The 12,875-nt window shown below is 30.4% G+C and carries 9 protein-coding genes and 1 riboswitch; of the genes, 2 read left to right on the top strand and 7 right to left on the bottom strand.

The features are described from left to right. Positions 1-46 precede the first annotated feature (46 nt). Positions 47-1,390, top strand: a complete 1,344-nt coding sequence (locus B2694_RS15970) for a M28 family metallopeptidase (RefSeq protein WP_346847019.1) — start codon at positions 47-49, stop codon at positions 1,388-1,390. 8 nt (positions 1,391-1,398) lie between these two features. On the opposite strand, the gene prfB is transcribed toward B2694_RS15970, so the two are convergent. The 3 genes from prfB to hpf form a co-directional block, all read right to left on the bottom strand. After that, positions 1,399-2,506, bottom strand: a protein-coding gene (prfB, locus tag B2694_RS15965) for a peptide chain release factor 2 (protein WP_346886584.1) whose coding sequence is annotated in 2 segments (ribosomal slippage) — positions 1,399-2,427 and positions 2,429-2,506 — 1,107 coding nt in all. Because the reading frame shifts where the segments join, the coding sequence is not laid out codon by codon here. A gap of 2 nt (positions 2,507-2,508) precedes the next feature. Continuing rightward, positions 2,509-5,010 carry a preprotein translocase subunit SecA gene (gene secA / locus B2694_RS15960; protein WP_346886583.1) on the bottom strand — a complete coding sequence of 834 codons (2,502 nt, stop codon included), beginning with the start codon at positions 5,008-5,010 and terminating at the stop codon, positions 2,509-2,511. A gap of 253 nt (positions 5,011-5,263) precedes the next feature. Further along, positions 5,264-5,794: a ribosome hibernation-promoting factor, HPF/YfiA family gene (gene hpf / locus B2694_RS15955; RefSeq protein WP_150844074.1), complete on the bottom strand. Its 531-nt coding sequence runs from the start codon at positions 5,792-5,794 to the stop codon at positions 5,264-5,266. Positions 5,795-6,204: 410 nt separating this feature from the next. On the opposite strand from hpf, the gene B2694_RS15950 reads away from it, so the two are divergent. Beyond that, the gene (locus B2694_RS15950) at positions 6,205-6,381 is read left to right on the top strand and encodes a hypothetical protein (protein WP_346886582.1); all 177 of its coding nucleotides are present in this window, start codon (positions 6,205-6,207) and stop codon (positions 6,379-6,381) included. A 683-nt stretch (positions 6,382-7,064) separates the two neighbouring features. Here B2694_RS15950 and B2694_RS15945 read toward each other — a convergent pair. The 4 genes from B2694_RS15945 to metK all read right to left on the bottom strand — a co-directional run bounded on the left by B2694_RS15945 (position 7,065) and on the right by metK (position 12,448). After that, positions 7,065-7,745 carry a ComF family protein gene (locus tag B2694_RS15945; RefSeq protein WP_346886581.1) on the bottom strand — a complete coding sequence of 227 codons (681 nt, stop codon included), beginning with the start codon at positions 7,743-7,745 and terminating at the stop codon, positions 7,065-7,067. After that, a complete protein-coding gene (locus tag B2694_RS15940) occupies positions 7,718-8,740 on the bottom strand; it encodes a hypothetical protein (protein WP_346886580.1) in 1,023 nt (340 codons plus the stop codon). The genes B2694_RS15945 and B2694_RS15940 overlap by 28 nt, the downstream gene beginning before the upstream one ends. Positions 8,741-8,754: 14 nt before the next feature. Beyond that, the gene (locus tag B2694_RS15935) at positions 8,755-10,962 is read right to left on the bottom strand and encodes an ATP-dependent RecD-like DNA helicase (protein WP_346886579.1); all 2,208 of its coding nucleotides are present in this window, start codon (positions 10,960-10,962) and stop codon (positions 8,755-8,757) included. Between the two features lie 310 nt (positions 10,963-11,272). Next, a complete protein-coding gene (gene metK, locus B2694_RS15930) occupies positions 11,273-12,448 on the bottom strand; it encodes a methionine adenosyltransferase (RefSeq protein WP_346886578.1) in 1,176 nt (391 codons plus the stop codon). A 97-nt stretch (positions 12,449-12,545) separates the two neighbouring features. Beyond that, a riboswitch (SAM riboswitch) is annotated at positions 12,546-12,648 on the bottom strand. Positions 12,649-12,875: the final 227 nt, after the last annotated feature.

Below are 12,875 nucleotides of genomic sequence, written 5' to 3'. Positions count from 1 at the left end.
AACTTTTTCATACATATACTAATATAGTAATGTTTAAGGTGATGCCATGAAAAAATTTATAGTTTCTTCTCTTTTAACCTTTTCCCTAATCCTTTCTTCCATCAGTTATAATAGCCTAATGCTAACTAAAAACTTCGATGCTAAGGAAGTAAAAGAAACTATCCATTATCTATCTTCTGATGAGTTTAAAGGTCGATTAAGTGGAACCTTAGAAAATGCTTTAGTTGGCGCCTATATAAAGGATGAGTTTGAACACATAGGATTAGAACCCCTAAGTAATGGCTATTACCAAAGCTTTCAAGTAAATTACCCTAAGAGTTTGTCAGATGAACCTATGATTGCAGTTATTGATAAAGATAAGAAAATACATAAGATTTTAGAATACGGTGTTAATTACAAAGAAGATTTGCTTAACTTTAGGAATACAGAGATAGAATTTGATAACTTAGATGTCTCTTCTAGAAACAATGATGCAATAGCAGTTTCTAATGACATGGGAACAGCAATATTTTATACTTCTTCTAATAATACTCTTGGGTTTAGAAGTTCTTTTTACGAAGAGAGTAACAAAGGGCTGTTTATTACAGTGACAAAGGAAACTCTTGCCGAAATAGAAAGTTATTTAAATGAAGGTTTTTCAATCTACACCTATATCCCTTATTCTATAGAAGAAGCAAGTATCAATAATATAGTAGGTGTAATTAAAGGTAAAGATTCATCTCTTCCACCTTTAATCCTAGGTGCCCACTTCGATCATATAGGTACTGATCTAGGTGGAACTGTTTATAATGGAGCTTTGGATAATGCTTCTGGAGTATCATTTCTCTTAGAGCTTGCTAAGTACATTAAAACCTTAGGCATTCCTGATAGAGATATAATCTTTGTTTCCTTTAATGCTGAAGAATTTGGACTTAAAGGCTCTAAAGCCTTTGTAGAAGAATATAGGGACTTAATATCTGGAAGTAGAGTTTATAACTTTGATATGATTGGAAGCTATGACGGTACCCCTCTTTGTATTATGGCTGGTAAAACTAATACGGCTAAAACTCCTATAGTAGAAGAATTAACTAAGGCATTCCAAGATAAAAAAATATATTTTAATTACATCTTTGAGAATTCTAGTGACCATGGTTCCTTTGTCGATGCAGGGATTGAGGCTGTAACCCTTTGTGACTATGATTTATCTAGAATTCATACCCCAAATGATAAAATAGAATATATTAGTGAAGAAGCAATTGATAGATGCTTTAGTGTTATGAAAACTCAAATATTTAAAGATAGTTATTCTAGTAATATACTATATAATCATTTAGAATTAATTCTATTTCTATCCTTAGGTGCTTCTCTAATTCTAAGTGCTATCTATTACAACACAAAAAAGAGTAGTTAATTTTAAAACTACTCTTTTATTTGTTTTAGATATTCATTTATAAATATATCTATATTTCCATCCATTACTGAACCTACATTAGAAGTTTCAGCTCCAGTTCTATGATCCTTAACTAAATTATAAGGGTGGAATACATAGGATCTTATCTGACTTCCCCATGCATTATCTTTTATCTCCCCTGTTATATCTTCAATTTTATCCTTATGCTCACGAATTTTAATGTCTATAAGCTTAGCTTTCAGCATCTTTAAAGCATACTCCTTATTAGTATGTTGACTTCTTTCATTTTGACATTGCACTATGATATTAGTAGGTATATGGGTTATTCTTACTGCAGAATCTGTAGTATTTACATGCTGTCCACCTGACCCACTAGATCTATAGGTATCTATTTTTAAATCCTCTGACCTAATTTCTATATCTTGATTTTCAGTAAGCTCTGGTAAAATTTCACATCCAGCAAAGGATGTTTGCCTTTTTCCACTAGAGTTATAGGGTGATATCCTAACTAACCTATGAACACCCTTTTCTGATTTTAAATATCCATAGGCAAAATCTCCAGTAACCTTAATAGTAACTGCCTTAATTCCAGCTTCATCATCTGCTACACAGTTTAAAACTGTAACCTTAAAACCATGGGCTTCACACCATCTAGTATACATTCTGTATAGCATATTAGTCCAGTCCTGGGCATCGTTACCTCCAGCACCTGTATGAAGCTCCAATATAGCATTGTTTCTATCATATTCTCCACTTAAAAGAGTTTCTATATTAAGATTTTCTATCGCTTCTCCTATGGACTTTAATTCACTTTTTATATCCTTGTAAGAGGAGGAATCCTCCTCCTCCAAACTCATCTCTATCAAAATTTGAACATCCTCTGTTCTAATCTCCAAATCACTAAAATTATCTAATTTATCCTTTATCGATTTAGCATTCTGAGTAATTTCTTGTGCCTTATTTATATCACTCCAAAAATCCACTTCTTGCATTTTAAACTCAAGTTCAGATAATTTCTTTTCTTCTGCTGCTATGTCAAAGAGACACCTTCAATTCTCGTAATTTTCTACTGATGACATTTACTTCATTTAAGCATTCTTCTAATTGTAATATCACTTTTATTCTCCTCTTCCACAACAGTTCTTATATTTATATCCTGATCCACATGGACATGGGTCATTCCTATTTGGTTTAGCTTGTTTTTTTACTGGCTCTTTTTTTAAAGATTTATCCTCGTTAGTTGAAGTTATTTCAGCTACTCTTTCTCTTTCTGGAGCCTTCTCAACTTTAACATGGAATAGATACTTAACTGTTTCATGTTTAATGTTTTCTATCATTTCCGCAAACATTTCGCTACCTTCCATTTGATATGCTTGAGCTGGATCTTGTTGCTTATATGCTCTAAGTCCTATACCTTGTTTTAAGTGATCCATACTATCAATATGATCCATCCACTTAGAATCAACTATCTTAAGCAGGATAACTCTTTCAATTTCTCTCATTTGCTCTTCGCTAAATTCAACTTCTTTTTCAGCATATAGTTCCATTGCTTTATCTAGTAATAATTCTACAATTTCATTATTAGATAACTTAGCAATTTCATCTACTGTAACAGTATCTTTAGGTAGATATACATCTTCCATATATTTTATTAATTTATTTAATTCATCTTCAAAAGTATCATCTACACCACTAATATGAGTATTAACTGAACTTTCTATAACATCCTTTATCATTGTTTGTATTTGATCTTTTATATTAGCCCCCATAAGAACTTCTTGTCTTTGTTTGTAAATAATTTCTCTTTGTTTATTCATTACGTCGTCATATTTAACAACATTCTTTCTAACGTCAAAGTTATTTCCTTCAACTTTTCTTTGTGCACTTTCTATAGCACCACTAACCATTTTACTCTCAATGGCATCTTCTTCTTGAAGCCCTAATTTATCAATCATACCTCCAAGTCTCTCAGAACCAAATATTCTCATTAAATCATCTTCAAGACAAATATAGAATCTAGATTCACCTGGGTCACCCTGACGACCAGAACGTCCTCTTAATTGGTTATCTATACGTCTTGATTCATGTCTTTCTGTACCTAATATCTTTAAGCCTCCAAGTTCTACTACTCCTTCTCCAAGCTTAATATCAGTACCTCTACCAGCCATGTTAGTAGCAATAGTTACAGCACCCTTTTGTCCAGCTAATGCTACAATTTCTGCTTCTCTTTCATGGTACTTAGCATTTAATACTTGGTGTGGTATTCCTTTTTTCTTAAGCATAGCAGAAATTACTTCAGACTTATCTATACTTACTGTACCAACTAAAACTGGCTGACCTTTTTTATGAGTTTCTGCTATCTCATCTACTAAACACTTATATTTTCCTTTAATAGTCTTATAAACAACATCTGGATGGTCTACTCTTGCTATCGGCATATGAGTTGGTATTACTATTACATCAAGACCATAAATATCTCTAAATTCAGCTTCTTCAGTCTCAGCAGTACCAGTCATACCTGCAAGCTTAGTATACATTCTAAAGTAGTTTTGGAACGTTATAGTTGCAAGAGTTTTAGACTCTTTTTCAACCTTAACTCCCTCTTTTGCTTCAATAGCTTGATGTAATCCATCACTATATCTTCTACCTTCCATAAGTCTTCCTGTAAAGTCATCAACAATAACTACTTCTCCATCTTTTACTATATAGTCCTTTTCATTCTTCATTATGTGATTTGCCTTTAACGCTTGAACTAAATGGTGTTGAATATCCATATTTTCAGGATCTGCATAATTTTCTAAATGAAAGTATTTTTCTGCCTTTGCTATACCTTCATCAGTAAGAATAACGGAATTTCTCTTTTCATCTATTAAATAATCTTCTTCTAATAATCCCTTAACGAAGAAGTCTGCAATTCTATAAAAATCAGTAGACTTATCTCCTTGACCTGATATTATAAGTGGAGTTCTAGCCTCATCTATAAGTATTGAGTCAACCTCATCCACAATAACATAGTTTAATTCTCTTTGAACTTTTTCTTCTTTATAAACTACCATGTTATCCCTTAGGTAGTCGAATCCAAATTCATTATTAGTACCATAAGTGATATCACAATTATACATTTGTTGTTTTTCTATCTGAGTTTGACCATGAACTATAACTCCTACTGTAAGACCTAGAAATTCATGAACTCTTCCCATTTCATCTCTATCTCTCTTAGCAAGATAGTCATTAACTGTGATTATGTGCACACCCTTACCAGCTAAAGCATTTAAATAAGATGGTAGAGTGGCAACTAAAGTTTTACCTTCTCCTGTTCTCATCTCTGAAACTCTACCTTGGTGTAAGACAACTCCACCTATAATCTGAACATCATAATGTCTAAGACCAAGAACTCTTTTAGATGCTTCTCTAACTACCGCAAAAGCTTCTGGAAGAATATCATCTAATGTCTCACCCTTTTTTAATCTACCTTTAAATTCTTCTGTTTTTTGTTTCAATTCTTCATCACTTAATTTTTCTATAATCTCCTCAAGAGAATTAACCTTTTTAACTATTGGCATAATTCTTTTAATTTCTCTTTCACTGTAGGTACCAAATATCTTGTTAAATATTTTCATCTAAAATCATCCTCACTCTTTCTATCTAAGGTTTGTTAGCTATAATCATCACATAAATACTAATTTAGATTATATCAGTTATTCTTTGTCACTTCAACTTTATACCCACAATTTTCATCCAAAATAAGTAAATTTATGTTCTATTTTAATATAGTATTAATAATTTCTATTGCCATAAAAAACTCTATAGCTAATGCCATAGAGTTTTTATTAATATAATAAGTATATTTTAAACTTTTCTTTAAAACTAATTTTAGAAATCTTGTTCAATTAAACCATAATTTCCATCTTTTCTTTTATAAACAACATTTACTTCCTCTGTATCGCCATTCATAAATACGTAGAAATCATGTCCTAAAAGTTCCATTTGTAACACTGCTTCTTCTTGACTCATAGGTTTTATAGCAAATCTTTTAGTCTTTACTATCCTTGGCTCTTTTTCTTCATCATAGTCAGCATAGCGTTCTATATTGTTAAATCTTAAAGAATTGTCATAATTTCTTCTTTCAAGCTTAGTTTTTTGTTTTCTTATTTGACCTTCAAGCTTGTCAATTACAGTATCTATTGCATTATACATATCTCCATTTCTTACTTCTGCTCTTAATAATGCACTGTTAAACGGAATTATTACTTCAATTTTGTGTATATTCTTCTCCACACTTAGTGTAGCTGTAGCATTCTCATTATTTACAAAGAATTTATCCAATTTTGATAACTTCTTTTCTACTGCAGCTCTAAGCCCTTCAGTAACCTCGATATTTCTTCCTATAACTCTAACTTTCATAATTCCAGCTCCCCTCATATTAAAAAGGATTATTGTGGTTCCCTTTAATATTTGTATTTTGTAATTATATTTTAAGCTTTACTATAAATACTTGCAAGAAGACTTTACTTAATATTCTGAAAAGTTTTCTTTCTAGCCTTTTCTAGCTTACTTTTCCTTCACTCTACGACTTATATCGTCTTTACATAGTATATGATTTTTTTCATATTTTATGTTATAATAAAATTACATGTGCTGGATATAACATATCAAATAACTAAGTGTTACATAATTTATTAATAAAATCTAAAATCACATCTTATAATAACCATAAATAAATTTTCAATTTTAAATAAATAAAAGTAATCTAAAAGATTGCTCATTAGTATCACAAAATACTTTATGTATTTATATATGTAATGGAGATTACTATGAAAAAGATTAATGAAACAATAAAAAACACATCTCTTACTCTTTTGTTTGTTATTCCACTTATAACTATAGTTATGAAAAGTAATGGACTTACACTAATGAATAACTTATATATATGCATATCTAGCAGTCTATATATGCATAGCAATCATATACGTAAAAATAAAAAGAGATAAAGATATATCAATATTTACGGTTATACTAGTAACTATTTATTCAATAGCTGTTCTTCATAATTATATAGGCAAATATGAAATAAATAGATTACAAAATAATAATACAATAATAGTTAATCATTTTTATGATAGCTTTCTTGGTGGCGCTCCTGATGAAATAAGTTCTAAACTTTATAAAAGAGTATATTTTTTCTTTAAAAAAGATTTGAATGCACCCACACTTCATGGTAATTATTCTATATATCAAGAAGATAAATATATAGTAATATCAGGTGACGCTGCTAAAAATTTTATTGAATCATATACAACTTCTCAAGAGAACAGTTATTTTAAAAATACACTGAAAAATAAAAATTTCGAAATCCTTCCAGACAATCTCATAAAAATAAATTTAAATAAAACATAATATAGAGTCGCAAAAATAAAAAAAGTGCAGGTCCGTAAACCTGCAAACCCTAGAAAATAGGGCACTTTATGTCGTTTGACCTGGTCTTTGACCCCACACTCGCCTACTGGAGCTTTTGCTACCCAGAATTACCCTCTCACTACTAACCCTCTCGCATTATAATACGGCAGGACTTACTTCTAAGCCGCACCATGCTCATTAAACATTTTATTTAACTTACGTGGATCGTTTCGCCTGCGACTGGCATCGACTTTCAACCACAAACCCGACTCTTATATTATACTCTACTTTTCGCCGCTGTCAATATAAAAACTTCATTGGCCTTTATTTCCTTAATAGCTTTTGCCGCATAAAAAGTTGTAGCTCCAGATGTGATTACATCATCGATAATGAGTACTCTCTTTCCTTCTATTTCTTTTTTATTTTTAACTATAAAAGAATCCTTTATATTTTCCCATCTTTTTATATTGTCTAATCCAATTTGATCTGCGCTATCACTTGCTTTATAAAGCAATTCCTTGTAAGGAATTTTACAATTTTTACTTATATATTTACAAAGTACTTCACATTGATTAAACCCTCTACTTTTTAAAGCAGATTTACTACTTGGAATAAAGGTTAATATATCTACCTTATCCTTTAAATTTTCTAATATAAAATCACTCATATAACCTGCTAATATTTTTCCTGCTAAAAAACTCTTATTGTATTTAAGTTTTAAAATCAATTTCTTTAATTCATAGCCGTAGAATCCTAAAGAATAGCTTATAAATTCCTCATCTTGGTAAGTTATTGAGGACTCTATATTAATTATATTAATGCTCTTTTTACATTTTTCACAAATATAATCCTTATCTTCATATTCATCACATATTATGCATTTATCATCTATTCCATATATAGTGGACAATATATTATCTACTATCTGTTTTATAGTTTCAAAACTCCCTCTTCCCAAGCTCTTTTATTTAACTCCCTTAAAATATTTTTACATCTATCCATATCCTCAGTTTCACTATTACAAAGAAAAATAACCTCTTCTCGCTCTGCCATAGATCTTCTATTTATCTTACTAGATATATAAACCAAATCCTTATAATTAAAGTTATCATTATCTGCAAAAAAAATCATAATATTCAAAGGATGCACTCCATAATAGTTCTCATTATAATTATTAGTAACCAATATACCATACTCTGATAGTAAAAATTTAGACAGTTCCTTCTTGTCACTATCTCCTGTTATATCTTTAAATATATTTTTTGTAAGCTTATGTTCTATATTATAAAGATAATTATAAACCTTATGAGTTTTCTCATCATCTGGAGTATATATTAAAACCTTCTTATTAGTATTTATTGACCACTCTAGGTATTCATATACACTCATAGGTATTTCTTCTTCTATATTTACTCTAGTTACCATAACCCTAGGTTCAGCAATAGGAACTTGTTTATCTTTTCTTAAATTATATAATATTAACTCATTATGAAATACTGGTTCCATGGAATAACTAATCATAGTTCCGTAGTTATTACATAAACACTCCATTAGCTTATTTATAGACTCATTACTATATATAGGTCTAGAATTTATTTCATCATATATAATAAAGTCAAATTTCTCCTTTAAGTATAAAGCTCTACTGTGGGTACATATATTAACTTTACCTATATATGCTATATCATTCTCACCTTCAATAGAATTTATAAAATTTTTATTAATGAATCCTAATATCTTTACCTCTTCTATATCTGTATTTATTATATATAATATCTTTTTATTTTCTTTAAAACACCATTTAAAAACCTTATTAAAGATTTGTTTTTTATTATTTAATGCAGAAATTATATTTATTTTATGCAACTTCTTTTTAGCGCTATCTAATATGGTATCTTCTATAGATTTCTTTAATGCCTCCACTATCTCTCTATTGGTTTTTATAAATGACATAAAATCTCTCCTACCTACATATGAATTATCTCTCTTATTCTCCATTTAAGTCCTGAATATCTCTCAAAACTTCTATTATTATCTTTCATAAATTCAACCACTTTAGAATTACCTACCAATACAACTAACTTCTTAGCCCTGGTTATTCCAGTGTAAAGTAAATTTCTATTCATCAGTAGCGGTGGTCCCATAAACATAGGCATAATAACTACTGGAAATTCACTTCCTTGGCTCTTATGGATAGTAACTGCATAGGCTAAAGTTATTTCATCTAAGTCACTTTCCTCATATTCTACGATTTTATCATCTTCAAAGCATACAGTAATCTTATCCTCATCCTCATCAACTTCTGTTATATACCCTACATCCCCATTAAATACACCCTTACCTTCTTCACTGGAATTATTTTTGCTCCACTTTAGAGTATAGTTATTTTTAATTTGCATAACCTTATCTCCTACTCTAAAAATCATATCTTTAATCTCAACTTCATCCTTATCTTTACTTTTAGGATTTAACACTTGCTGAAGTTGTATATTTAAATTATCTATTCCCATAATTCCCTTACGCATAGGTGATAATACCTGTATATCTCTAACACTATCCCATTCCACATTAAACTTAGGAAGTCTCGTTTTTACTAATCCAATGATTTTTTCTAACATCACTTCACTATCTGCAGCTCTTTCAAGATAGAAATCACTATTTTTAGTATTTAAAATAGGCATCTTTCCTTCATTTATTAAGTGGGCATTTTGTACTATCATACTTTCTTGCCCTTGTCTAAATATCTCATTAAGTCTTACTACCTTTACTGCATCACTTTCTATGATATCCCTAAGAACATTTCCTGGTCCAACTGATGGTAGCTGATCTACATCTCCTACTATTATTAGTCTAGTTCCTATCTGCATTGCTTTTAAAAGAGCATTCATAAGACTTATATCTACCATAGAGGCTTCATCCACTATTAAAACATCACACTCTATGGCAGATGTTTCATTTTCTATTTCATCTACCTCTTCTTCACTATAACTTCCTATTTCCAAAAGTCTATGGATAGTTTTTGCTTCTCTACCTGTAGCTTCAGCCATCCTTTTCGCTGCCCTTCCTGTAGGTGCAGCCATAAATACCTTAAGTCCTAAACTCTCAAAAATACTTACAATGCAATTTATAATTGTTGTCTTTCCTGTTCCAGGTCCCCCTGTTATAACCTCTATCCCATTAAAAAAAGCACCCTCTATAGCTTCTTTTTGAGAATTGGCTAATTTAATATTTGCTTTACTTTCAAAGTCATTAATTTTCTCATTTACATTTAAACTTAATTTATCATAATTAGTAGTGGCTAGTTCTACTATTTTACGTGTTACAGACATCTCTAGATAAAGATAGGACATATTATATACCGCATCTATATTATCTACTACCTCTACCTTAATCTTTCCATCAATTATAAGCTCATAAACTCCTTCATCAAATTTCTCACTGTCTATCTCCAGAAGTTTCATTCCCTTATCCCTTAATCTATCCATAGGTATAAAGGTATTTCCTATAGCACAAAATTCATTAATTATATATATGACTCCACTTTTTATTCTAAATAGAGAATCCTTCTCTATGCCCAAGCTCTTAGCTATGGAATCCGCTGTTCTAAACCCAATTCCACTTATGTATTCTGTTAATATATATGGATTATCCTTAACTATATTTATGCAGTTAACTCCAAACTTCTTGTAAATCTTCATGGCCATATTAACAGTTATGCCGTAACTTTGAAAAAAAATAATAATATCCTTAGTAACCCTCTGCTCTAAATAAGATTTCATAATGGTATTTATTCTCTTTTTACCTATGCCAGGAATCTCTTCAAGCTTTTCTATATTACTATCTAATATTTTTATTGTATCTTCTCCAAAAAATTCTACTATTTTTTTTGCTGTAACCTTTCCTATACCTTCAATGACTCCACTAGCTAAATATTTTTCGATTCCACTAGTAGTTGTAGGTATTATTTCATGTATGCTTTCTATTTTAAACTGCTTACCAAACTTAGGATGAACAGTCCACTCCCCTTGAACACTATATTCTTGGGATTCATTTATAAATGGTATTATTCCAACAATGGTGATAACTTCCTTATCACACCTTAGTTTACATATTGTATACCCATTATCATCATTTCTAAATACAACTGTTTCAACTACCCCTTCAATGGTTATCATAAAATCTCTCCTAATACCTATTATTATCTATCTATAACTATTATTATACCAAATTATATCTCATATATATTAACAATATAATAAGATTTAGTAATATGACTCAGTTTAAAGTAAAAATAATTATCCTTGTTAAATTTCATAATCTATGCAAATTTAATTATAGTCTTTTTAATGAAACTCGACTCAGTACCTTCGCTGAGTAAGTGATTCACACCAAATCGTAGATTTGGGTTCTCTACTTAAAAAATCCACACTAACAAATCATATTGTTAATGTGGATTCTTATTGGTAAATATATATCTTTAATTACTTATATATATTTCTTTATTTCTTCAACCTTATTTAATTGCTCCCATGGTAGGTTTAAGTCATTTCTTCCAAAGTGACCATAAGCAGCAGTTTGTTTATATATAGGTCTTCTTAAATCTAATTCTTTTATAATAGATGATGGTCTTAAGTCAAAAACTTTATTAACTATATCTACTATCTTATCTTCTGAAAGTTTTCCAGTTCCAAAAGTATCAATTTGTATAGATACTGGTCTAGCAACACCAATAGCATATGCAAGTTGTATTTCTAGCTTATCAGCAACACCAGCAGCTACTAGGTTTTTAGCTACCCATCTTGATGCATAAGCAGCAGATCTATCTACCTTTGTTGGGTCTTTTCCTGAGAAAGCTCCACCACCATGTCTACCAGATCCACCATAGGTATCTACTATTATTTTTCTACCTGTAAGACCTGAGTCTCCTTGAGGTCCTCCAATAACAAATCTACCTGTAGGATTTATATAGTATTTTGTGCTTGCATCTAATAAATCAGTAGGTACTATCGGAGCTATAACACGCTCTTTTAAATCCTTCTCGATTTGTTCTCTTGTAACATCTGGACAATGCTGAGTTGAAATTACTATAGTATCTATTCTAACTGGCTTATTGTCTTCATACTCTACAGTTACTTGAGTTTTTCCATCTGGTCTTAAGTAAGATAAAGTTCCATTCTTTCTTACTTCTGCTAGTCTTCTTGATAATTTATGAGCCATAGAAATTGGAAGAGGCATATATTCTTCTGTTTCATTTGTAGCAAATCCGAACATCATACCTTGGTCTCCAGCACCTGTAGCCTCATCATTGTTCATTTGACCTGCTTTACTTTCTAAAGCTTCATCAACTCCCATAGCAATATCACCTGATTGCTCATCTATAGATGTTAATACTGAACATGTATTGCAATCAAATCCATATTTTGCTCTATTGTATCCAATCTCTTCAACTGTATTTCTAACAACCTTTTGGAAGTCTACATAGCAGTTTGTACTTATTTCTCCCATTACAAGAACCATTCCTGTAGTAGTTGCAGTTTCACAAGCTACCCTAGCATTGGGATCTTTTTCCAATATGGCATCTAGTATTGAATCAGATATCTGATCACACATTTTATCTGGATGTCCTTCAGTTACTGATTCTGACGTAAATAATCTTCTCATTGAATTTTCCTCCTTAAATATTTAAATATTACCGACCCTTAAAATTAAAACCTCTTCTTATAAGACAAGAAGAGGTTAGTATATTTCAAACTAAACTTTCTTATCTTGCAGAAAATACTGCAGGAATTGGCACCATTGCTTTTAATAGCCGGTTGCTGGGTTTCATTGGGCCTTTGTCCCTCCACCACTCTTGATAAGAGTTATATTATTAATTTATACATAGATAATAGCATAGGGAAATTTAACTGTCAACATACTTATCTATTAATATAAATAATTAATATTTACCATTATAACAACATTATATATTCCATTAAATATATTCTAAACTTAATAAACAGATTTATTCAATTCTTATTTTATATTTTATTAGAAATAAAATAAGACACTAAGTAAACTTAGTGTCTTATTTGGTGGAGGAGGACGG

The organism is Clostridium sp. UBA4395 (assembly GCF_002390995.1).
GTDB lineage: Bacteria > Bacillota > Clostridia > Clostridiales > Clostridiaceae > Clostridium_J > Clostridium_J sulfidigenes.
This window is presented reverse-complemented; position numbering and strand designations above follow the sequence as displayed.